This window comes from Bacteroides sp. HF-4919, from assembly GCF_018860125.1.
Genome location: NZ_JAHKNF010000004.1, coordinates 1 through 25,702, shown reverse-complemented (window position 1 = coordinate 25,702; position 25,702 = coordinate 1). Strand labels below are relative to the sequence as shown.

Annotated in this window: 14 protein-coding genes and 1 pseudogene; 4 read left to right on the top strand and 11 right to left on the bottom strand. The window is 43.0% G+C overall.

Going from position 1 to position 25,702, the window contains the following annotated elements; translation table 11 throughout:
* Positions 1 to 76: 76 nt before the first annotated feature.
* The 5 genes and pseudogenes from KO473_RS08210 to KO473_RS08190 all read right to left on the bottom strand — a co-directional run bounded on the left by KO473_RS08210 (position 77) and on the right by KO473_RS08190 (position 8,799).
* Positions 77 to 1,398 (bottom strand): annotated as a pseudogene (locus KO473_RS08210) (BT_3987 domain-containing protein).
* A 26-nt stretch (positions 1,399 to 1,424) separates the two neighbouring features.
* Entirely contained in the window at positions 1,425 to 3,311 is a 1,887-nt protein-coding gene (locus tag KO473_RS08205) for a RagB/SusD family nutrient uptake outer membrane protein (RefSeq protein ID WP_216035100.1), read from the bottom strand.
* Positions 3,312 to 3,340: 29 nt separating this feature from the next.
* On the bottom strand, positions 3,341 to 6,793 hold the full coding sequence (locus KO473_RS08200) for a TonB-dependent receptor (RefSeq protein ID WP_032531998.1): 3,453 nt from the start codon (positions 6,791 to 6,793) through the stop codon (positions 3,341 to 3,343).
* Between the two features lie 128 nt (positions 6,794 to 6,921).
* Positions 6,922 to 8,121 (bottom strand): FecR family protein, encoded by a 1,200-nt coding sequence (locus KO473_RS08195; RefSeq protein WP_005821694.1) that lies wholly within the window; start codon positions 8,119 to 8,121, stop codon positions 6,922 to 6,924.
* A gap of 99 nt (positions 8,122 to 8,220) precedes the next feature.
* On the bottom strand, positions 8,221 to 8,799 hold the full coding sequence (locus KO473_RS08190) for an RNA polymerase sigma factor (RefSeq protein ID WP_005781354.1): 579 nt from the start codon (positions 8,797 to 8,799) through the stop codon (positions 8,221 to 8,223).
* 260 nt (positions 8,800 to 9,059) lie between these two features.
* Between KO473_RS08190 and aroC the strand changes: the two genes are divergently transcribed.
* Entirely contained in the window at positions 9,060 to 10,136 is a 1,077-nt protein-coding gene (gene aroC / locus KO473_RS08185; protein ID WP_005808404.1) for a chorismate synthase, read from the top strand.
* An 11-nt stretch (positions 10,137 to 10,147) separates the two neighbouring features.
* Positions 10,148 to 11,512, top strand: a complete 1,365-nt coding sequence (locus KO473_RS08180) for a dipeptidase (protein ID WP_005821695.1) — start codon at positions 10,148 to 10,150, stop codon at positions 11,510 to 11,512.
* Between the two features lie 107 nt (positions 11,513 to 11,619).
* Here KO473_RS08180 and KO473_RS08175 read toward each other — a convergent pair whose 3' ends face one another.
* The 4 genes from KO473_RS08175 to KO473_RS08160 form a co-directional block, all read right to left on the bottom strand.
* Positions 11,620 to 12,672: a linear amide C-N hydrolase gene (locus KO473_RS08175; RefSeq protein WP_005821696.1), complete on the bottom strand. Its 1,053-nt coding sequence runs from the start codon at positions 12,670 to 12,672 to the stop codon at positions 11,620 to 11,622.
* Positions 12,673 to 12,739: 67 nt separating this feature from the next.
* Positions 12,740 to 16,171: a bifunctional proline dehydrogenase/L-glutamate gamma-semialdehyde dehydrogenase gene (locus tag KO473_RS08170; protein WP_181996066.1), complete on the bottom strand. Its 3,432-nt coding sequence runs from the start codon at positions 16,169 to 16,171 to the stop codon at positions 12,740 to 12,742.
* A gap of 245 nt (positions 16,172 to 16,416) precedes the next feature.
* The gene (locus KO473_RS08165; RefSeq protein WP_005808413.1) at positions 16,417 to 17,139 is read right to left on the bottom strand and encodes a DUF4396 domain-containing protein; all 723 of its coding nucleotides are present in this window, start codon (positions 17,137 to 17,139) and stop codon (positions 16,417 to 16,419) included.
* Between the two features lie 89 nt (positions 17,140 to 17,228).
* The gene (locus KO473_RS08160; protein ID WP_005781365.1) at positions 17,229 to 19,379 is read right to left on the bottom strand and encodes a DNA topoisomerase 3; all 2,151 of its coding nucleotides are present in this window, start codon (positions 19,377 to 19,379) and stop codon (positions 17,229 to 17,231) included.
* 124 nt (positions 19,380 to 19,503) lie between these two features.
* On the opposite strand from KO473_RS08160, the gene KO473_RS08155 reads away from it, so the two are divergent.
* Positions 19,504 to 20,895, top strand: coding sequence for an alpha-L-fucosidase (locus KO473_RS08155; RefSeq protein WP_005781367.1), 1,392 nt, complete (start codon positions 19,504 to 19,506; stop codon positions 20,893 to 20,895).
* A 129-nt stretch (positions 20,896 to 21,024) separates the two neighbouring features.
* Here KO473_RS08155 and scpA read toward each other — a convergent pair whose 3' ends face one another.
* The gene (gene scpA / locus KO473_RS08150) at positions 21,025 to 23,172 is read right to left on the bottom strand and encodes a methylmalonyl-CoA mutase (protein ID WP_005781369.1); all 2,148 of its coding nucleotides are present in this window, start codon (positions 23,170 to 23,172) and stop codon (positions 21,025 to 21,027) included.
* A 1-nt stretch (position 23,173) separates the two neighbouring features.
* Entirely contained in the window at positions 23,174 to 25,072 is a 1,899-nt protein-coding gene (gene mutA / locus KO473_RS08145; RefSeq protein ID WP_005808421.1) for a methylmalonyl-CoA mutase small subunit, read from the bottom strand.
* A 328-nt stretch (positions 25,073 to 25,400) separates the two neighbouring features.
* On the opposite strand from mutA, the gene KO473_RS08140 reads away from it, so the two are divergent.
* A partial coding sequence (locus KO473_RS08140; protein ID WP_216035099.1) for a transposase family protein occupies positions 25,401 to 25,702 on the top strand: 302 nt, incomplete at its 3' end.

Genomic DNA, 25,702 nt, shown 5'->3' with positions numbered 1-25,702 from the left:
CTATTATTCTCTTGAATGCGAATCAATAATTGGATGAATTCTCCCAACTATTGATTCGCATGATTACTTATTTATATCAGTTGATTACCGTACCTCTTATGTCCAACTCACGGATAGCAGCCACCGTACCGTTGCCTACCCCATCAGGAATGACAAGTTTGATATAGCGTGCCGTTGATGATTTTACATAATATTTCAATGCAGCATCCTGATTGGTGAAGCCAAACTGACCAATCGACTCCCAGTTGTTTCCATCCTCACTGGCTTCAAAACGTACCACTTTAATCGGATTATTACTTCCCCGCCCACGTGGCAAGAGTTCCACTTGAGCTATCTTAACGCGGTGATTCATATCAATGATTATCTCGTAGGGGAGAGAGGATCGGAACCTCCTTGCCAGCGAGAATGCCAGAAGGTCTCGGCGTTTCCGTCGATCAGGTGTTTGGCATGTCCGTTATTGCTACCTTCACCCGAAGGTTCCTCGGTAGTGAACGACACGATTTTCCAGTCCGTTTTAGAAAGTTTATCTCCTTCTTTTATGATGCTATACAGCATAGTATCCTTATCTGCCCGTATAGTGGCGTCAGAAGTTACCTCTGCTATCTGTACGGGCAACATATAATTTCCCGGCAAAATGTCATCCTTCAGTTTATAAGTTGCTGTTACCTGATTTACTCCGTTCTGAAGAACCGGGGTCTCGGGTGCTACATAAGCATCGGACGGAAGCATACTGAAATAAGTGCCGTTGGCTGTGTTATAGGCATCTATCACCGACTGGCGGTTTTCCAGACGGCAGGTTATTTCCCATTTATTGGTAAACGGAACGCCGATCTGTACAGGCAACTCTTTTACGTCTGCCAGATTGATTTCTTCGACTCCGGCATTCATAATGGTTACAATCGGTTCTGAGACCTTAAATCCCAACAACAAAGCAGAACGTCCCGGAACCAAAGGCATCCCGTTGGATGTGGCACGCAAAGGCAACACATATTTCAAGTGATCGTATCCGGAAAGCTGTTGTATCTTAGCCGGATCGTAAGTAAGTTCACCTTTCAGCAGTCTTTCGTCTGCCGGAATATCGACTGTCCCTTTTGTCAGTTGATAACAATCGGCCGGCAGAAGTTCGTACGACGTTCCATCAGCTGCATTCATCGAATCGAGCAGGGCTTTGTCCACCGAGAAACTCACCACACTGGCGGTTGATTTCAATCCTCCCTGTTGTATCCATAAATCTGCCGTATACTTTTCACCTACATTATAGGATTGCAGTGTGTTGAATCCTTCCTGAGATACAGCCAAAACTCCATCGGCTTTGGAACTTACATCAAAACTGTCATCGCAACTGCTTACCGACAATGCAACGCAAGCTGACAGTGCTATATAATTAAATCTATTCATAAGTTAGTCTTTTTATTCGTTCAAAATCACCATCCCGGATTCTGTACCAGATTCTTAGTCTTCCGCATTTCTGAGTCAGGCATCGGATATAAATACATTTTCCGGTTAAATACAATCTGACTTGCTTCCACTACACGATTGAAATCGTCAATATCATTCGGTTCGCCACGCACATTCATTCCATGTGCATAACCGTTCTGACGACCTTCTCCGTTTTTATCGGCAATCATCCATCTTCTTACATCAAAATAACGTTGCCCTTCTGTGGCCAGTTCCACCTGACGTTCGCGCTGAATAGCAGCCCGCTGCAATTCCTGATTACCACGAATGGCAGGATTCAAGGTCTCTACACCGGGCAATCCTGCACGCTCACGCACGAGATTGAGGTATTTCAAAACTCTCACATCGTTAGGATTGACTTCATTGGCTGCCTCGGCATACATCAAATAAAAATCTGCCAAACGGAATATAATAGAAGGACGGAACTGAGAGGCTACCCCCGGATTGGTCAAACTGACTGAACGGTTGAAACGTTTGAAAAGTATATAACCGGTCAGCGTGGCCTGTCCTTCTTGCACACCGGAGTTTCCACCATTGTAAAACAACACTTGATTACAGCTCACAGGCCATTGACGTCCATTGAAGAAAACGGTGTTATAAAAACGAGGTTCACGATTGAGGTAACGGTTGCTGACAGACACGTTGGTATACTTCTTGGAGAAGTTATCATTCTGATCTTTGTAAGTCCCGTATCCCTCTTCCTGATAAAGTGTGGATTGCGGCAAATAAGCCGTAGCCGAAATGGGAAGCCCGTCTTTCATATAAAAAGCATCTACCAATTCCTGCGTAACTCCGGTGGAACCCAAACCATTTTTTTCACAGCGCGGAGCGATACGACGATCAAAAGCATCGCCATTCATTCCTCCCCAATCATTATTTGCCGTGGCCCAGATAATTTCGTGTGTATATTTCTGAAACAGATTATATACAGACTTGTCCGGATCAATGACAGCACCGTTGTCGTCTTTATATTCTTTATACAATTCATATCTTCCGGCCTCGGCATAATCGATAAAGTCTTTGCAAGCAGCAAGAGCTTTCTCCCACTTACCGGCATCATAATCGGGAAACAGGCGGGTACCATCCGGATTCGTCACCGCCAAAGCTTCTCTGTATCCTCCGTTTAAAAGAGGACTTGCAGCATACAGCCACAACTTGGCACGAACGGCCAGAGCAACTCCTTTGGTCGGCCAGGCACGATAATCCTTATCTTCAAAAATGGGCTCCTGAGTCAATTCTGAAGCAACTGCTGTCAGTTCGGAATCAATGTACGCTACCACTTCGTCCACCGTGTTCCGGGGTACGTCCTGATCTTCAGTTGCATCGTATATCTTGTCCTTCACCAAAATGATCGGACCGTACTGTTCAAACAACAAATAATGATAAAATGCCCGCATAAAACGTACGTTGGCTTTCATCTGCGTCAGCTCGTCTTCCAGCAACTGGTCACCCTGAGTACCTGTAGTCACGATCGGATGGGCCTTCTGCAAAAAGATATTGGCCTGACGGATGTATTTGTAGCAGTCGCCATAACGATGAAATCCCATGTTGGAAGCATTTCTATCCGAATTATTGTATTTGGAAGAGTTTCCATATCCTACGACCAGTTCATCACACATACCCGTCCAAGGATTCTTGAAAGCTCCCACATTCACGCTGTTTATTCCCGAATAGTCGGGGATACCGGCAAAAACATTGGCATACCATCTTTTTGTATACGATACGTTATCAAATACCTGTTCGGTATTCTGCAAACCTCCCGCAAGTTGTTCGGAAACTCCCAGATAGTCGCAAGAACTAACAAAGCACAATAGCGCTATCAGCAAAGTATATATAGAATTTTGCTTTTTCATCTTTCTATTTATTAATCTGTTTTTTCTTTTTAGAATGTAAAGTCTAAACCGAGTGTGAAAGTACGTGGCAGAGGATAATTCAAACCTGCGTTGGCATTACCGGCTTCCGGATCGAAATACTTAATCTTGTCCCACACAGCAAGATTATATCCCATAATATAAATACGGGCAGCCTCAAAACCAATCTTATCCATAAATTTCTTAGGAAGCTGATAACCGAACTCTATGTTTTTCAGTCGTAAGAATGAACCATCACGCAGCCACCAGGTGCTTGCCACCCGGTTGTTGGCATTATTGGCATTGTTTTTATGCAAACGCGGAATAATGACATCCTGGCTGGGATTGCTCTCGGTCCAACGGTCTAAAGCAAACGTACGGTAATTGGACTGGTCGACACCCCAGGAGAACGGGTACCATCCTTCTGAAGTAGCCCCTCCCAGAAGAACAGATGTATTGCCTGCCCCTTGAAAAAAGATACTTGCATAGAAACCCTTGTACTCGGCATTAAGGCCAAATCCATAAATAATTTCAGGGGTACTCGGGTTCCCTACTCCTCTTACCTGGTCGTAAGAGTCAATCACACCATCACCATTTACATCGACGTATTTGATATCACCCGGACCAACCAATCCTCCCAAAGTAGGACGCGGAAGTTCCGAACGAAGTTTATAGGTTTTCAATCCGTTGGCATTGGTACTGACTATAAAATCGTCCTCTGTATAAAGCCGGTCGGCAATATAAAGAGTATTTTCGCTGACCCGGGTACCGGTAACTGCTTGATAATCGTACTTCTGAGGTAGCTCATCGTATTCAAGAATTTTGTTGCGCGTAAAGGTAAATGTCCCGCGGGCGCTGAGTTTCAGTTTACCTATCTGCTGATTGAGGTTCATTGACATATCCACACCCTGATTACGTACCTTACCAAAATTCTGCCATGGGTCTTGACGAAGTCCGCCCAACTGGGGAACAGTACGGCGTTGCAGCAAGATATCTCTACGTTCGGAACGGAAATAATCGAAAATAATATCAATACGGTTATCGAACAATCCAAGATCAAAACCATAATTCTGCTTATCTTCAATTTCCCAAGCCAGATAGGGGGCTGCAAAACGTCCTTCAACAATACCGTTACCTATTCCGTTGGTTCCGCCAGTATCTCCGATACCCTGTGTAAATCCACCGGCATTGGTCGTGAAAGTAGGACGATACAAAAAGCGTTCCTGTCCCGTTTTATCATTACCCGTACGTCCGACAGATGCTCTCAGCTTTAGTTTATTAACTATCTTTTTTACCGCTTCCGGATAGAATGATTCGTTAGAAAGATAGTAAGCGGCACCGACTGCCGGGAAAAAGCCGAAACGATTACCTTCGGCAAATGCTTCGGAACCGGTATAACCAAAGTTGCCTTCGACAAAATAGCGTCCGTCATAGCCATAAGTGGCACGGCCCACAAACCCCTGCTTACGGAAAGGAAGAGGAACATTGTGCTGTTGTGTCTCTTTCTGCATATACAGCAACATGGCCCCCACGTCATGTTTTCCAAACGTACGTTTGTAGTTGACAGACGCATCGATATAAATTTTCTTGGTGGCAGATGTCGCACTGTTTTTGGGATCCTGAATATCCGGGTTACCCGATACAACCGTAGAGAAAATCAGTTGTCCCAATTCATCACGACCAGTAGCATGATATCGTGTCGGATTATATTCACGACGGATAATCATCTCGCTGTCATAGTCATAACTTATATTCAGGTTGGCAGACAAACCTTTGGTAATGAAATCGAGTTTTTGATTGACATTTACTTTTGACTGGATACCGGTTCTGTATTCTTTTGCATAACCGGAGTTCATCAATAAGTTATAAGGGTTACGCATATTGGCATCTCTTTCCTGAGCATAAGTAGCTACTGTTCCGTCACTGTACACAGCCGGGAAAGCATAGGGAGGAGTGATCAACATGGAACGGAAAATGGTGGAAGTACCTGTTCCCGGATAATTATTAATGAGATATTGCATGGCAAGATCTACTCCTACTGTAGTAGTAGAAGATACAGCCATATCAATATTAGAACGCAGATTAAACCGGTCAATACCGATATTGGTATCATAAATCCCATTCGGTCTGTTCTTGAACAATCCGCTTTCATTAAAATAGGCACCTGATACGAAATACTTGGCCTTTTCCGTACCACCGCGTACATTGAGTGTATAACGGTGGCTGAAGGTATTCTTACGAAGAAGTTCGTCAATCCAATTGGTATTAGGGTACAGATCCGGATCATCGTTGTTACGGTAATGGGCTATCAGTTCATCAGAAAATTGAGGTCCCTCTCCATCATTGCGCAATGCTTCGTTATACAGGCTCAGATAATCGGCAGAACCAACAAATTCCGGAAGACGAGTAGGTGACGAAATCGTATGTTCTGTCTTAAAAGATATTTTAGCCTTCTCAACCCGTCCGCGCTTAGTAGTCACCAGTACTACACCGTTAGCTCCTTCCGCACCATAAATGGCAGTAGCGGCCGCATCTTTCAGTACAGAAAATGTTTCTATTTCATCCGGTTCAATATCACTCATATTTCTGGGAACTCCGTCGACAAGTACAAGCGGAGAAGTTCCTCCGGCAAAAGTACTGACTCCGCGAATCCAGAATTCGGCATTATCATAACCGGGCTCTCCGGAACGCTGGACCGCAATCAGACCTGCCACCTGACCGGCAAGGCTGTTATTCAGGCTTCGGGAAGGAACGACAATGTCTTTGGGTTTTATCGAACTCATGGATACCACCACACTCTCTTTTTTCTGTTTACCGTAACCGACTATCACTACCTCATCAAGCGCTTTTGAGTCTTCGTGCAATACGACATTGATGTTACGACGTCCTTTCACCTTGATTTCTTCGGTATTATATCCCAGGTATGAGACCAGCAAAATCACATCATCCGACGGAAGCATGACTTCATAACGTCCTTCCATATTGGTTATGGCACCGATAGCAGGATTTCCTTTTACCACTACGTTTGCACCGATGACTGACTCTCCTTTTGCATCGGTAACGACTCCGGTAACTTTGATTTTAGCCTTCTGCTGAGGGGCAGAGGCGGACTCGGAAGTTTCTTTTTTATAAATAATGATCTGACGGTCTTTAATGGTAAATCCATTATCGGTATGTGCCAATAATTGCTCTAATATTTTTTCGACCGACTGATTAACCACATTTACACTAACTTTCCGGTTCAAGTCAATAACACCATCCCTGTAAAAGATGATAAACTCACTATTCTTCTCTATCTCCTTAAAAACCTGTAGTACGGTTTTTCCGGCAGATTGCATAGTAAAGACTTTGGTTTGCGAGTAAACACTTGAAGCATAAGCTATTTCGAATGCAAAAGTGAATAACAAAAATAAAAAAATACTTTTTATTGATAATAAAGTTCCTACTTTAGTCCTATTGGGACTAAATATTCCATGATTATTCATACATTTGTACGATTTGATTAACAAATTTGTTTTTACGTAGTTTAATCTAATCAGGGGTTGGATGATATGAGGGTATTATCCAACCCTTTCTTAAAAAATTTAAGGTCCTTGTTTCATACTATTAGAAATTACTTGGTTAATAAAAAATGGTTCTCTCTGATCTCTACTTTCGCAGGTATGGTTTTACTTAACATTTCCAAAACATCCCATAAATCTTCCCGTAAATCAAGCTTACCACTACAGGTTAACCCGATCAGCCCCGAATCAGCTGTGATGTGTTTTCCATAATATTGAGATAACTTTTCGATGATTACTTCAATCTTTTCACGCTCAAAGCAATAATAGCCTTCTACCCAACTGATATATTCAGACACATCCACTGTATTTATCCGCAACTCGTTCCCTTGGTCATCATAAGTTAACATATCATTGGGGTTAAGAACTTTCTCGGGATGCTTATGTGTATCCACTTTCACTTTACCGGATACCAAAACCACCGATTGTTCCTCTGCAGAATCATAAGCACTCACATTAAATTTCGTGCCCAGCACCTCTACTTCCATCCGATTGGTCTTTACGATGAAAGGCCGGGTTTTATCAGGAGATACCTGAAGGTAGACTTCTCCATTCACATAAATCTCCCGCCTATGTGCCGCAAACTCTGTCGGATATACCACACGGGTATTAGCATTCACGGCTATTCGTGTCCCGTCGGAAAATGTTATAAAAGAACGTTTTCCGGAAGGAACTATTAACTGATTATAACCTGCGCCCCCTTCTTCATCTGCCTGAGCCGTTCCGGAATTGATGGCTATTTTACCACCCTTCTTATAGTGTAATTTACTTTCTTTCCCATCCATAACCACCTTCTGCCCTTTCGACAAGACTAACTGTATGTCATCGCTATGATCCGGTTGGGAGATACTGGCCAAACTGTAAAATGAACTTTCTTCATAAAAAGCAATAAGGGAAAAAACAAAATAACTGCTCAAGACCAACATTGATATACAGGCAGCAATACTCGCTACACGCAGGAAAATTAATCGTTTTTTTCCTCTTCTCGCTTTTTTCTCAACCGCTACCTGATAGCTGATTCGTTCCCAAAGTATTCCCACTTCATCGTCTGTCATCTGCTTTTGAGGACTTACGGCTACAATCTTTAAAAAACTTCGAGCCATATGTAACTCTTTGGCAAAATCGCTGTCTTCTTTTTCCAATCTTGCCCAAAAATCTTCACTTTGTTCCGTAGGATGCTGCATTGAGTCCAGAAAAGGTCCGTCGTTCAACAAATCAGCTGCGGTATAGTGTATATAGTGAGTTCGCTCCATTTTCTTCTTTTTATAAAAAGACAGACAGAGCTCTGAAATCTACTCAGTGAAAAGCGGATTTTTTTATTGAATTTCTATTACCAGCTGAAAAACAAGGAATTAGAATAGAAAGAAAAATGGCAATATACCATACATTTCACGCAAGCGGGTAAGAGATCGCTGAAGTAAATTATAGGCTGACTGATAATTAAGCCCCATCAGCTCACAAATAGAACTGTAATCCAGCCCTTCAAAAAAACGATAATAGATGATTTCACGCTGTCGGGGAGAAAGCGTATTCAACAAATGGGCAACAGTATGTTTCTGAGATGTTTCATCTTCGGTCTCAATAATTTTTTCTTCTACCGACAAATCGAACTCATAATTTATATTAGAGATATAAGTGTCATGTAAACTCCCTTTATTAAAGACATTAAAGATAGAATTCCTTAACGAAGACATTAAGTAGATTTTAATATTGGCAGGAGGAGAAGAGTATTTACCTTTCTGTCTGTAGATATTCACAAAAACATCCTGGACACAGTCTTTCACCATCTCTGTATCTGTAGTAAAGCGACACCCATATTGATAGAGTTGCTGAACATATTGAGAATACAGCCATGCATAAGCATTGTCATCTCCTTCCAGAAATGACTGCCACTTCGCATTACTACTCTCAACGGGATCATTATTATACATATCGCATGACTTCTGACAACATCAGTTGCGCAAAATAAGCAAAAATTCATTAAAGGTAGTCAAGAAACCTCTCTTTTTAACTATAAAATTCCTTTATAATTGCTAATCTTCTTTCTTGTATTAATTAGAGGACAAACAAAAGCCGGCATCTATTACAGCGAAATTCAATCTCCCCTTATGAAGGAAAACCGAAGAGAACAACTCTTTCCTGAAATTTATTGTTATATTTGCATATACTAAACTTTAAAGCCTTATTCAATATGTTCAATTCATTTGGCAATATTTTCAGACTAACCAGCTTTGGCGAATCTCATGGTAAAGGAATCGGAGGAGTGATTGATGGATTTCCAGCAGGTATCACTATCGACGAGGAGTTCGTTCAGCAAGAACTGAACCGCCGTCGCCCGGGGCAGTCGGTCATTACCACTGCACGCAAAGAAGCTGATAAGGTAGAATTTCTTTCGGGCATTTTCGAAGGAAAATCTACAGGATGCCCCATCGGGTTTATCGTATGGAACGAGAACCAACATTCAAACGACTATAATAACCTGGAAAAAGTATATCGTCCGTCACATGCCGATTATACATACACTGTAAAGTATGGAATCCGTGATCACCGTGGTGGAGGACGTTCTTCTGCACGTGAAACCATTTCAAGGGTAGTGGGTGGTGCTTTGGCAAAACTCGCATTGCGTCAATTGGGAATTCACATCACAGCTTATACTTCACAGGTAGGTCCAATTAAATTGGAGGGCAATTATACAGATTACGACCTTGACCTGATTGAAAGCAATCCGGTGCGTTGTCCGGACCCCGAAAAAGCAAAAGAAATGCAGGATTTGATTTATAAAATCAAGGGTGAAGGAGATACCATTGGAGGCGTATTGACTTGTGTCATCAAAGGATGTCCTATCGGACTTGGACAGCCTGTATACGGTAAGCTACATGCCGCATTGGGAAATGCCATGCTGAGTATCAATGCTGCAAAGGCTTTTGAGTATGGAGACGGTTTCAAAGGACTCAAACAAAAAGGATCAGAGCAAAACGATGTGTTCTACAACAATAATGGGCGGATAGAAACACGAACCAACCACTCCGGAGGAATCCAAGGGGGGATCAGTAACGGGCAAGATATCTTCTTCCGGGTAGCATTCAAACCGGTAGCCACGGTACTGATGGAACAGGAAACTGTTAATATCGACGGCATCGATACCACATTGAAAGCCAGGGGACGTCACGACCCATGTGTATTGCCACGTGCAGTACCTATTGTAGAAGCCATGGCAGCAATGACCATACTCGACTATTATTTATTGGACAGAATGACGCAACTTTAAAATTATTCAACGTGAACGAAATTCAGAAATATATTGCAGAGAACGAACCGATGATGATGGAGGATTTATTCAGCCTCATCCGTATTCCCAGTATCAGCGCATTACCGGAACATCATGACGATATGCTGGCATGTGCACAACGCTGGACACAATTATTACTCGAAGCCGGAGCAGATGAAGCCATCGTTATGCCTTCAAAAGGAAATCCTATCGTATTCGGACAAAAGATAGTAGACCCTAACGCTAAAACGGTATTGATATATGCGCATTATGACGTGATGCCTGCCGAACCTCTCGATTTGTGGAAAAGCCAACCTTTTGAACCGGAAATACGTGACGGACATATTTGGGCGCGAGGTGCCGATGACGACAAAGGACAAGCATTTATTCAAGTAAAAGCTTTTGAGTATCTCGTAAAATACAATCTGCTGAAAAACAATGTGAAATTTATTTTCGAAGGAGAAGAAGAAATCGGTTCACCAAGTCTGGAGGCCTTCTGTGAAGAGCATAAGGAACTACTAAAGGCCGATATCATACTGGTATCAGATACCAGTATGTTGGGTGCCGATCTTCCTTCATTAACTACCGGGCTGCGTGGTTTGGCCTATTGGGAAATCGAAATAACAGGTCCAAATCGCGACTTGCATTCAGGCCACTTCGGTGGGGCTGTAGCTAATCCGATTAATGTGCTTTGCGGCATGTTGAGTAAAGTAATTGACGCTGACGGACGCATCACGATCCCCGGATTTTATGATGCCGTGGAAGAAGTTCCACAAGCAGAACGGGAAATGATCGCCCATATTCCTTTTAATGAGGAAAAATACAAGGCAGCCATCGGTGTAAAAGAGCTTTTTGGTGAAAAGGGATACAGTACCCTGGAAAGAAACAGTTGCCGCCCCTCATTCGATATTTGTGGCATTTGGGGTGGCTATACCGGTGAAGGCTCTAAAACCGTACTCCCGTCAAAAGCCTATGCCAAGGTATCGTGTCGGCTGGTTCCGCACCAAGACCATCATGTAATCTCAGATCTTTTTGCAGACTACTTCCGCCGAATCGCTCCGGCTACAGTGGATGTAAAAGTGACACCGATGCATGGAGGACAAGGATATGTATGCCCTATATCACTACCGGCCTATCAGGCAGCAGAAAAAGGATTTGAAATAGCCTTCGGTAAAAAACCATTGGCCGTACGTCGCGGAGGGAGTATCCCTATTATATCAACCTTCGAACAGGTGTTAGGAATAAAAACCGTACTTATGGGATTCGGACTGGAATCGGATGCTATCCATTCGCCTAATGAAAACTTCTCTCTGGATATATTCAGAAAAGGGATCGAGGCAGTTGTAGAATTTCATCTGACATACAGTAAAAAGTAAGCTTCTTATCACAAATAATAACACGGATTAAAACAGATATCAATCAGGTTCCGTTGCGACCTAAAATTGAATGCTGTTTTAATCCGTGTTATTTGTGGTAAGACTTATCATGGCAACTCAAACATAAATGTGAACGATTTACTGTCTTTGAAATCTTTCACTGCGTCTCCTGTATAAATTTCCCCGTGTGTCAAAGATAATTTCCTGATATTTGCACTCGGACTAAAATCAACCCTATTCAAATCTACCCAGAACAGATTGGGAGTCAAAGTCGACTCAAAGTAGTATACCCGATTTTTCTGATCAGAAACCGAACGCCAACGTGTGGAAGAAATATACGGCTTGTCCGGAGTTGTGATTCCGAAAGGAACAGATACATTCCGCATCACGCTCAATACACTCGGTACAGCAATATTCGCATCCGATGTCTGCGGAATAGCATGAATATAGAAAGAAGCACGCACAAAACGGTCACTTGAACGGTTGGTTCCCGGCAACATATTCAAACCGCCTACCTCTTTCCAATAATCATTCACAGCCAATTGAAGATCGTAACGGGGAGAGTTTGTCATTACTTGATATTCTTTACCTTCATGGATGATCAGGTCTCCATTGATATACTCCAGAATAGCGGAATTACCCGTTTCATCAGTGATAGCCATATGCAATGTAGATGCAGAGCCATTAGGCATGTTCGGAGCATCAATGCGGAAGGTTTGTTTACTTAGCTCTTCAACAGCTTCACGTACTGTTGCAAAGTTATCAAGCACATACTGTGTCCAAATACTGATCCCCATTACAGGGCGGGTGTCATTGGGACGGGTATAGACAGACTCCGGTAGAAACAGGAGACTGGCAACCAACCCTTTTTCATTCATGCCGTCGCAAGTACCGATATCATACCCGGTAGCCACAATGCTGCCATACTTCGAAGTCCATTCTACCGTATTTCCTTTATCGTACCCTGCACGTTTGATACCACGGGGAAAAAGATATAAATTAGACTGAATATCCTCTTTCCAATCCATCGTACGTCCGGTAATCACCATATTATCCGGTCCAATGTAAACTGCACGTGTACATGCTTTCGCAGGCTGTCCACCCCAGATCAAATTGACAGCTATAGTAACCAAAGCTGCCATCATAATTTTCTTTCTCATACTCTTTTTATTAATTAAAATGGTTTTGTTATCTGCATTTAGATAACAAAACCATAGAGTATTAGTTTTATTCACAGGCAGGTACTTCCGAAATACTTCCGTACCGATGGTACTCAAAAGCAATGCTTTGCTCTTTAATATAATGTATCAACTCTACCCTTCCGTCTTTCACCGGAGGTGCTGTAGCAATATACTTGTCAGTCTGTACAGCTGCTTCGTATATTTTCACGGGTATTTCCGGTGAGCAGGTACGGATACGTTCGTATTCGGAAATACTACTGATAAATGAATCCATTGTCTCCTTCCTCAACCGACAACCTGTGTCTGCCAAAGCTTCGGTACGATCGTCCGATGGGTCATAACTAATGGTAAGTGGAGTTCCACACAACCGGGCAGCATATACTATCATCTCTGCTGTTTCATTCCTGTCATCCGGGAAAAGCCTCAATACCATACTCTTCAGTGGCAAATAACGGAACAAATTCTGTTCACCATAAAGATCATTTATATCCCTCGGCTTTGAAAATTCCTCCTGAAAGGCTTTAGTATAGCTTTGACGATAGTCGGTTTTACTATCAGGTTTATCGGCTATTTTTACAAAGCAACTGCAATAGTTCGGGCCACCAGCTTTCACTCCTCCACCGAAAGCCGAAAGTTTCATCCCGCCAAATGGCTGCCGGTTGACAATAGCCCCTGTTATACCCCGATTGATATACAGATTTCCGGCCATTAACGAATTTTTCCAGATCTTTTGTTCGGTTTCATCCAGACTCTGGAGGCCGGATGTCAAGCCATAATCCAATCCATTCACCAACTCAATTCCTTCCTGTAAATCTTCAATACAAGCCACACTCAACAACGGACCGAACAACTCGGTGCGAAAAGAGTAACTACCCGGCTTCACTCCCCACTTTACAGTAGGAGCCAGTATATATTGCTTCTTATCAATGAATCTTGGCGGCACTAACCAAGTCTCCCCGGGTTCCAGCACTAATGCTTGCAGTAATTTTTCATTTTTATTTGTTATCATAGGCCCCACTACATTGCCCGGATCCCAGACACTCCCTACTTTCAGACTGGTAGCCGCATCAATCAGTTTCTCACGGAAACTCTTATCTTCATAGACCGAACGTTCCACTAACAGCAACGAACAGGCAGAACATTTCTGTCCTGCATTGCCAAAAGCAGAAGAAACAATATTCATAATAGCATGGTCACGATCACCGGAAGCGGTAAGTATAATGGCATTCTTTCCTCCGGTCTCTGCCGAAAGTGGAGTAACCGGAGCTGATTTTGCTATACTACGGGCTGTATCTGTACCACCGGTCAAAATAATATGTTTCACTATCGGAGAAGTGGTAAGCAGCTTCAAAGCCTCCCGATCAGTTATGATCACTTGCAATGCTTCTTTGGGTACTCCCGCATCCCAAAAAGCTTTGGCAAACAACCAAGCCACCGGAGCTGCCACCGTAGCAGGTTTCAGTATAACAGTATTTCCCCCGGCCAGGCCGGCAACAATGCCACCTATGGGAATGGCACAAGGAAAATTCCATGGAGAAATAACCAGTACAGTCCCCTTTGCTGTTAAACTAACATCACCCAACTCCGAAAAAGTTCTCATCGTTGTAGTATAAAAACGTGCATAGTCGATTCCTTCAGATACTTCTACATCTCCTTCAACAACTGTTTTTCCGGTTACTGCACACATACAGCCTATCAAATCTCCCCTCATCTCCGCCAGATTATTGGCAGCAGCATACATCATCTTATGCCGGTCTTCCAATTTGGTTTTTCTCCATCCGGCAGGATCGGCTTCGGCTATAGAAAGTATCCGTTCCACCTGCTCCGCATTGGCCTGTGACATCTCACATATACAAACATCCTCTTCCTGGCAACGATCCAGATATTTATAACGTTTCTCCGTAATTATATTTTCAGTTCCAATTTGCAATGGAATAATTTCGGGCACATCCTCTTTCGACTTTTTCCATTTGGCAAATATCTTCTCCACCCACTCCTGGTTTTGCTTCAGGTCGAAATCTGTATCCGGCTCATTTTCCATTCGGTCTGAAGGCATAGCCGACGTATAAGGTTTATTCCGATCCTGTACTCGTGGCGAAGTATGAGTCAGATGATCTTTCATCGCATAAGCATCTTCAAACTGTTGAGCCAGAAAGTTCCAGGTATCGGTATTCGGCTTCAAATTGAACGAATGGGTCAGAAAATTATCAGGAGCCGTATTTTCATCCATACGCCGCACCAGATAAGACACTGCATTGAGGAAATGTTCGTCTTTCACAACCGGAGTATAGAGAATCACCCGGTTACCTAACATAGACTGTGCACGCCACAAATGATTGGCCATTCCTTCAAGCATCTCAAACGTCATATAGTCTGATGTACCCAATTTCCGGCTCAACAAATAGGCATATGCTATAGAGAACAGATTATGCGAAGCAACTCCCAAATGAAGCACTTCAGCATTTTCGGGTTGTAAGCCACGCTCCAACAAATGCAAATAATTGGCATCTACTTCCGTCTTTGACGGGCGTACCGGATTAGGCCATCCACGAAGTGAAGAAATAACGGTTTCCATTTCCAGATTACAGCCTTTCACCAGACGCATCTTGATAGGTGCCCCCCCGGATTCTACCCGTGCTTTGGCAAACTCAAGCAACTCAGTCTGAAAATCATAAGCGTCGGGCAAGTATGCCTGAACGACAATACCGGCCGAATAATTTTTAAACTCGGGTTTGCTCAGCACCTCTTTAAACAGGCGCATAGTGAAATGTGCATCTTTATACTCCTCCATATCAAGGTTGATAAACTTAGCACGTTTCAGCCCGTCTTCGTCTACATATGGATTATCGATCGCCTTTTGATAAAGAGCAGACATGCGTCTGACCAATTCAGGAAAACTCTCCCGATAATTCAATGCATGTGTCTGAGCATAGATGCCGGAGATTTTAACCGATATATAATTTATATCCGGAGATTCCAAAGCTTCCAGATAATGATGATACCGATGATCAGCCTCTCCATTACCCAAAACCACTTCCCCCAACAAATTGACGTTTTGTCCGATCTTCTCTTTAAAACGAGTCGCTAAATGTTCTGTCAGGTTCGGACGCGATTCGTCAATAATCACTTTAGAGGTATCCGTACGCAATCGCTTCTTGATAATAGGGATAGCGATAAAATCAAAATGATGTCCGAAAGCCTGATACATTTTAAAAAGAAAAGTATCCCTTTTATTTAGAAATTCAGGAACTCCATATTCATCTATCAGTGTTTTGATTCGTTTGGCAAGTTTCTTCCGGTCACGTATCTGGGAAGATTCGTCCAGCATTTTCACCAGGAATTTTTTATCTTGAGGACGCTGCACCATTACGGCATATTTATGTTGCTCACGACGCTCTTCACTTGTAATGGTTGCTTCACAGGTATTGTAGAGTTTCAGTACCCATTCGTTTACTTCAGCAATAGTTGGTCTGTCCATAAGAAATCAATGTTAAAGTAATGTATTGAATCAGAAAATAATCTCAACTTACAATTACAGAAACATGGTAGGGCTGAACATAACGGCACGATAGCGATGCAAAGTCTGCAACGCTTGCTGTGAAAACCGGTCAAAAAGCAGATATCGGTCCATAATAGTATAATTTAAGGAGGTGTGTATCTGCAAATATATAGATATTTTCTAAGAATCAATGCTCTTTGGGCTATTTTTCCTGAATCAGAAAATTACATTCCTTTTTTGATACCCGCTTTGATTAACAATGCGTTCACCGGATAGGATAAGATAAAACCAAAAAGCATGGCAATCTGCATCATAAACCAAAATGTCCAGGATGTTTTCTCAAGAGGTGCATCTGTAAAAAGTACAAAAGTAACAACAGCCATCCAACCATACATACCCACCTGCCAGGCTAACAATGAAAAGAAATCGGCCTTAAAGGCACGCGAAACAGCTTTACTAAAAGAGATTTTCTCCATTTCACGGATTGCGGCAAATTGAAAGAAAACGCCTATAACCAATGCTAAAACAAAATCAAGTACCCAGCTGCCTGCTATCAAGCTCCCCCCTATCCGTAAAGGTACCCAGTAAGTAAACCATTCTCCAATAAGATCTGCCAGCGTACAACCAGCCCCGCAATGAAAAGCAGACAAAGTGATGGACTGCCATTTGGGACGCATATCAGGCATATCCATCTCCATCGGCATTTTCATATCCATCTTCATACTTTCTACGGGAGCCACTTCTACCATGCTATCTTTCCGGATACCAAAAGTATAATAGGCAAACAACGCAAAATAATGTCCCCACAGCCCGGTAAGCACCCAGACTATATTCATTATCTTCATGGATTGTTTGTGAAATATTACATTAATTGCCAGAATAAGGGCTATGATAAGACCGGCACATACGAAAAAGCAAGATACTGCATTGAAGAACATTGTATTCATAAGGCTCATTATTAATTGATAAGTGGTATTAATAACGAGCCTTTTGCAAAATAGTTCAGTTAAAATTATGTATTAACAAAACAACAAGACTACTCGAAGGCTTTCCGATAAGTGCATCCATTTCTCCATTCGGAACAACCATAAGCAGTTTTACCTTTAATAATCGTTCCTTTTCCGCAAAGCGGACAAAGTTGTCCCACCAAAGAGTCTGCCCCTGTCAGCACATCCGGTTGAGCCGATCCGGTGGCAGGAGACGCATTCTCAGTTGCAGAAATGACTTTCATCTTTTTCTCTTTCGGAGTAGTGGGTTTACGTTCTCGTTTCTTCGGTTCTTTCTTCTTCTTTTCTTCTTCCGCCGTCGCCGCTTCCTGAATAGTGATACGGCGGTTCGTATTATCAGACAGAACACTGTTGACTATTTCGGCTACCATCAACTTTAACTCTTCAAGAAACTGCCGTGCATCATAAGTCTTCTTCTCTATCTCACGTAACTTTTTCTCCCAAATACCCGTCAACTCAGCTGATTTCAACAACTCTTCATGAATCAACTGGATCAATTCCACTCCTGTAGGGGTAGCTATCAGGTTCTTTTTCTCCTTACGGATATAATTACGCTTAAAAAGGGTCTCGATAATAGCTGCACGGGTAGACGGCCGACCAATACCATTTTCTTTTAACGCATCTCGAAGTTCATCGTTGTCAACCAATTTACCGGCAGTTTCCATCGCACGAAGCAGAGTGGCTTCGGTATAAGGTTTAGGTGGCTGAGTCCATTTCTCATTCAAGTCGGGTAGATGCGGGCCACTTTCTCCTTTCACGAAAACAGGAAGTACATTCTCCTCTTCACCTTCTTTTTCTTCATTCGGATCTTTCACATCTTTGGAAAAGACCACACGCCATCCCGGTTCCAGAATCTGCTTGCCAGTCACCTTGAATTCAATGCCATCTACCTCCCCCATTACAGTCGTGGTAGAGACTTTACAATCAGGATAAAAAACGGCTATAAACCGACGGGCTATCAGATCGAAAACCTTACGTTCCATATCCGTCAGATTTTGCGGATGAACCCCTGTGGGAATAATGGCATGGTGATCGGTTACTTTCGAACTATCAAAAACTTTTTTTGACTTAGGCAATGAAGTTCCGGACAACGGTGCAGTCAGTACTTCGTAATCTTTCAGCCCTTTTAAGATATTCGGACATTTGGGATAAATATCATCACTGAGGAAAGTAGTATCTACACGCGGATAAGTAGTCACTTTCTTTTCATAAAGCGACTGAATCAGTTTCAGGGTCTCGTCAGCAGAATAAGCAAATTTCTTATTGCACTCCACCTGAAGAGAGGTCAAGTCGAACAGACGGGGAGCATACTCTTTCCCATCTTTCTTAACCACAGAAGTTACCACGAAAGGCAGGTTTTTAATACGTTCCACCAATGCCATCCCCTCGTCACGGTTAGCTATCGGGTCAATGCCCCGGTTCTCTGTTCTCTTAGTCTTGCCACCGGCTTTTTCTTCTTCAGCAGCCAACTCTTCATCACTCTTACGAATAAGGGCAGAAAAAGTCGTATCACGGTACATTGTTTTCAGTTCCCAATATTGTTTTGGCTGAAAATTTTCAATATCAAGCTGCCGATTGACAATAAGAGCAAGAGTAGGTGTCTGAACACGTCCGATAGAAAGCACTTGTCGGTTCTGTCCATATTTTACGGTATAAAGCCGCGTAGCATTCATCCCAAGCAGCCAGTCGCCAATGGCTCTGGACATACCTGCCTCGTAAAGCGGTTGAAAATCATCCTGATCTTTTAACTTTGCAAAACCCTCTTTAATAGCCTCTTCGGTCAGCGAAGAAATCCACAAACGTTTTACCGGACACCGCGCTCCGGCTTTCTGCATCACCCACCGCTGAATCAGCTCTCCTTCTTGGCCGGCATCACCACAATTGATAATCTCATCGGCCTGTTGCATCAACCTTTCAATAATACGGAATTGCTTTTCGTAAGTAGGGTTCTCTATCAGTTTAATGCCAAAACGAGGAGGAATCATAGGCAGACTGCCCAAACTCCATGATTTCCATCCGGGAGTATATTCATGGGGTTCTTTCAGGGTACAAAGATGGCCGAACGTCCAGGTTACCTGGTATCCGTTCCCCTCAATATACCCCTCTTTCCGTTCGCGGGCTCCTAATATATCAGCAATATCACGTGCCACAGAGGGCTTTTCGGCAATGCAAACTATCATTTGTTTTTTATTATAATGAGAATTGAGCAGACAAAGATACAAAAAAATAGAAAGGGGGAAGTAGTAATCCATCGCCATTTATTTTGTAGCTTTGCTCTGTACAATCTTTAAAATTTAAAAAGACATGAAAAGCTACAAATTATTATTTGCACTTACCTTACTCTTTGTATTTGCTTTCAATGCGAAAGCACAATATGTCCATGAACGCTCTGACCAATATACACCTCCTGAAGATTCTCTGGTGGTCAGGAAACTCCATCACTGGCAGGACCAGAAGTTCGGAATGCTGATTCACTGGGGATTATATTCCGTTGCCGGAATTGTAGAATCATGGTCCATCTGTTCGGAAGAAGCGGATTGGATACCGCGTGATAGTACCATTGCCTATGAAGATTATAAAAAATGGTACTGGGGATTGAAAGATTCATTCAATCCTACCCGTTTCAACCCGGAACAGTGGGCACAGGCTGCCAAAGCGGCAGGTATGCGTTATGCCATCTTCACCACCAAACATCACGATGGATTCAATATGTTCAACACGGCTTACTCCGATTTTTCAATTTCAAAGGGTCCTTTCAAAACAAATCCCCGGGCAGATGTAGCCAAATATGTGTTTGAAGCTTTTCGCAACAACGACTTAATGGTAGGAGCCTATTTTTCTAAACCGGACTGGCACTCGGAATATTATTGGTGGCCCCGCTACGCTACTCCCCGCCGTACACAGAATTACAATATAGAAAAGAACCCCTGGCGCTGGAATCAATTCAAAGAGTTCACTTACAACCAAATCAGCGAGTTGATGCACAACTACGGTTCTATCGACATTTTATGGTTAGACGGAGGATGGGTAAATAACCCCGGAACCCAATCGGTATTGGACATGGACCGTATATCGCAAATGGCACGAAAAGCACAACCGGGTATTTTATTCGTAGACCGCACCATCCATGGTAAATACGAAAATTATCAGACCCCGGAACAACAAATCCCGGACAAACAACTTCCCTACCCATGGGAGACTTGCATGACACTGGGAGTAGACTGGGGATACACTCCACATGCGGTATTCAAATCACCCACTACAGTGATAGCAAAGTTAATGGAAATCGTAGCTAAAGGCGGAAGTTTACTACTCGGTGTCGGCCCTACCCCTGAAGGAATATTACAAGAAGAAATTGTCAGCCGGTTGGACACTATAGGAGAATGGATGACGAAAAACGGCCCGGCTATCTACAATACCGTTACGACTCCTGACTATCATAGTGAAGGCATCTGGTTTACCATGAACAAAAACAAAAAAACAATGTATGCATTATACAGTGATCCGAAAGCCCGGACTCTTCCTAACTACATAGAATGGGAAAATAATATTCCTGCTAAAGGAAGTGCTGTTTACTGCCTTCAAAACGGTAAAAAAGTAAGATGGGAAATAAAGAACAATCGGGTACGTGTCTATTTACCTCAGAATCTGAAAACAGAGGTGAACGCGCTTGCATTCTCCTTCACCCCCCAATAATAGTCATGCAACCATTTATTCCATAAATAATACGTAGATGATATTGACCGGAATAGAACTAAAATCATAAAGAGGCGGAGTATTGCAATACTCCGCCTCTTCGTTTATCATTTCTCAAAGACTGTTTTTTTATTCTTCATCCATCAGGATTTCCAGAATCTGACAAGCAGCCTTAGCCACCGGAGTACCCGGACCAAAGATCGCAGCTACACCGGCCTTATACAAGAAGTCATAATCCTGGGCAGGAATTACACCACCGGCTATTACTACGATATCTTCACGTCCCAACTTCTTCAATTCTTCAATAATCTGCGGAACCAATGTCTTGTGCCCTGCAGCCAACGAAGAAACTCCGACTACGTGAACATCATTCTCTACCGCTTCACGAGCTGCTTCCGCAGGAGTCTGGAACAACGGTCCCATATCCACGTCGAAACCACAGTCGGCATAACCGGTAGCTACTACCTTGGCACCACGATCGTGACCGTCCTGGCCCATCTTTGCAACCATAATACGAGGTTGACGTCCCTCTTTCTTTGCAAACTTCTCAGTGAGTTCGCAAGCACGCTTAAAGTCAGCGTCGCCTTTGCTTTCTGATGAATACACGCCTGATATAGTTCTAATTATTGCTTTATAACGTCCTACTACTTGTTCGCAAGCATACGAGATTTCACCCAATGTTGCACGAACATGAGCAGCTTCTACAGCTAACTCAAGTAAATTGCCCTTACCGGTTTTGACACATTCGGTAATGGCAGCCAATGCTTTGTCCACCTCAGCTTGGTTACGGCCTTCTTTCAAACGCTTCAGGTTCTCGATCTGCTCTTTACGAACAGCGGTATTGTCAACTTCAAGAATATCAATCGGGTCTTCTTTCTCAAGACGATACTTATTTACACCGACGATAGTCTGTGAACCACTGTCGATACGAGCTTGTGCCCGGGCAGCAGCCTCTTCAATACGCATCTTCGGAATACCGGTTTCGATAGCTTTCGCCATACCGCCCAACTTCTCAATTTCCTGAATATGTTCCCAAGCACTGTGAGCCAGTTCATTAGTTAATGACTCTACATAGTAAGAACCACCCCACGGATCTACGTTCTTGCAAATATAAGTTTCTTCCTGAATATAAATCTGAGTATTACGGGCAATACGGGCAGAAAAGTCTGTCGGCAAAGCAATAGCTTCATCAAGCGCATTGGTGTGCAACGACTGAGTATGTCCCAGCGCAGCAGCCATAGCCTCGATACAAGTACGTCCTACATTGTTAAACGGATCTTGCTCAGTCAATGACCAACCGGAAGTCTGCGAGTGAGTACGCAATGCAAGCGACTTCGGATTCTTCGGATTAAACTGTTTCACGATCTTTGCCCATAACATACGTGCAGCACGCATTTTGGCAATTTCCATAAAATGGTTTGTTCCGATAGCCCAGAAGAAAGAGAGGCGCGGAGCAAAAGCATCGATATCGATACCTGCAGCAACACCGGCACGAAGATACTCCAGACCATCAGCCAACGTATAAGCCAACTCAATATCAGCTGTGGCACCTGCTTCCTGCATGTGATAACCAGAAATGGAGATAGAGTTGAACTTCGGCATCTTCTGTGAAGTATATTCAAAAATATCAGAGATGATCTTCATAGAGAATGCAGGCGGATAAATATAGGTATTACGCACCATAAATTCTTTCAGAATATCATTCTGGATCGTTCCGGCCATCTCTTCAAGTTTGGCTCCCTGTTCTAATCCGGCATTGATATAAAATGCCATAATCGGAAGTACGGCACCATTCATTGTCATAGATACAGACATCTTGTTCAAAGGAATGCCATCAAACAAGACTTTCATATTTTCAAGCGAACAGATAGACACGCCGGCCTTACCAACGTCACCTACCACACGTTCATGGTCAGGGTCATAACCGCGGTGTGTAGCCAAGTCAAAAGCAACCGACAGGCCTTTCTGTCCGGAAGCTAAGTTACGACGATAGAAAGCATTCGACTCTTCAGCTGTAGAGAACCCTGCATACTGGCGGATAGTCCATGGACGAAGGGTATACATCACCGAATACGGACCACGCAAATAAGGAGGAAGACCGGCAGCATAGTCCAGATGTTCCATTCCTTCAAGGTCTTCTTTTGTGTAAACAGGCTTTACGCAGATGTGTTCCGGAGTCTTCCAGTTGGCCTCGATTCCGTTAGCCTTTTGCCATTCTGCACCATTAGCGGGCTGGAATGCTGCGTAGATATCTAAGTTTTTAAAATCTTTTCTCATCTTACTTCAATAATTTAGCGTTGAACTCTTTAAGTGTCTCCAGTACATTTACACGTACATGGATGAAGTTCTCAATACCGGCTGCTTTCAGTTCTTCGGCGCATTCCGGATTTCCGGCAACGATGAACATGGCGCGGCCATTCAAAGCCTGGAAAGCCGGAACAGCATATTGTGCATACTCTTCATCGCTTGAACAGAGCACCACAATATCGGCTTTTGCAGCCATCGCAGCTTCTACGCCTGCTTCAACCGTTTCAAAACCAAGATTATCAACCACCTCATATCCGGCACAAGCCAGGAAATTACAAGAGTATTGTGCGCGTGCCTGCCGCATAGCCAGATTACCGATCGTCAGCATAAATGCTTTCGGACGTTTCCCACTGGCTTCGGTTTCAAGACGCAACGCCTCAAATTGACTTGCCGCACGATCGAAGTTCAATGTAGTAACATCTTTTTCACAAGTATCGTGTCCACCACAACAGCATGTGGCTTCTACCGGCTTCTTATCACCCGCTTTTTCATTGAAATTTGGGAACTGGTTAGTACCCAGCAGAATCTCGCGACGCTGAGCCACAGCTTTATGGCGTGCTTTATTGCTTTCATTCACAGCAGCCTGAACAGTACCGGCTTTCAATGCTGCATAGAAGCCTCCTTCTTCTTCAATGGCAAGGAAGATTTCCCATGCCTGCTTAGCAATAGAGACTGTCAGATTTTCAATGTAGTAAGAACCGGCAGCCGGGTCAATTACTTTATCAAAATGTGATTCTTCTTTCAACAGCAGTTGCTGGTTACGGGCCAGACGTTCGGAAAACTCATCCGGAGTTTCATAGGTCTTGTCAAAAGGAACCACCGTCATTGAATCTACACCACCCAGAGCAGCCGACATTGCCTCAGTTTGTGTACGAAGCAAGTTTACATGAGCATCAAACAGAGTCAGATTAAAAGTAGATGTTTCAGCATGTACCTTCATTTTAGCAGCGCAACGGCATTCTCCGTTAGGTCCTTTATTTTCGCAATCACGCAGACATTCCGGGTTGTAAGAAGCCACTATGTTAGCCCATAACATACGGGCAGCACGGAACTTTGCAATTTCAAGGAAGTAATTAGAACTGATACCGAAATTAAACTTAATCTTTTTTGCTACGATGGCAGCAGGAAGTTCAGCTTCGGTCAACTGACTCATATATTCATTACCCCATGCCAATGCATATCCCAATTCCTGAGAAATATAAGCACCTGCATTGTTCAGTGTCAGGGCATTCACATTCAGTACACGGTATTTAGGCAATTGGGCAGTAGCTTCGATCAGCGCTTTGGCTGTTTGTACCATATCCCCTTTCTCTTTGCCTTTTGTCAGCATTTTATTGAAGAAATCGTAATTGATAGAGCCTTGCAGCTTTGTCAAATCATAGTCTTTCTTTTGAAAATAAGCTACCAGCAAATCAGCCAGTTCTACCACGTGCCCCTGACAAGTAGAAAAATTCAACTCAACACATTCTGCACAAATATCGTTCAACAAAGTCTCAATGTATTCCGCATTGAGTTCTTTAGCCTTCACATGGAAAGAAAGAGAATCGATACCTTTATTCAGAATATCCAGAGCCTTGGCGTTGGCTTCCTTCGGACATTCCACCTTAATCTCCTGGCGAACCAACCACTCATTACTGTTCTTCTTTGTACCTCTTAAATAAGGAAATTCTCCGGGAAGCGCATCGGTTGTTTTCAGTCCTTCCAGGTCTTCCATCCGGTAGAAAGGTTTTACCTTGAATCCTTCGTTTGTCTTCCAAACGAGTTTCTTCTCAAAATCAGCTCCTTTCAGGTCGGCTGTGACCTTCTCCATCCACTTCTCGGTGGAAACAGGAGAAAAATCTGAGAAGAGTTTTTCTTTACTGTCTGCCATAGTTTATTTATTTAAAATTAAAATAAGATTGTTATCTCAATTTATTTCTCTGAATCCTTTATCAAAATGTAAGATTGCGACTTGCAAATATACTGAAATAGTCTAAACCCTACGCTTTTTTTAGGGAAAATTCGCACTACCCACCGCCTCCGTACCACGGCTCTTTCACAGGGCGGACGCTCAATAAGTATAACATCTTATTAGGGTTGTATTATTTCCTAAATATGTAGTCCCTTCCCTGTATTTTTCAATATTTCCTGCTCCTTTTGTCTGTGTGTAATATAATTCATTACATTTGCTTTTTACTATATTAAATCCATATCTCAATATGACCATTCAAGCATTTTCAGCTATTATTCCTGATGTAAGAGATGATAAGAATAAAATATATCAGTCTAACGAAATAGTGTTCATCGCCCTAGTCGCTGTTATCTGCGGTGCTGATACGTGGAACGAAATAGAAACATTCGGAAAAACACATGAATCATATTTCAAGGCTCGTCTTCCGGGTTTGGTTTCTATTCCTTCTCATGATACCTTGAGCCGTTTCTTCTCCATATTGGATATCGATTGGTTTGAAGAATGTTTCAGGTTGTGGGTTGATGACATCTGCCGTAGAATTCCCGGAGT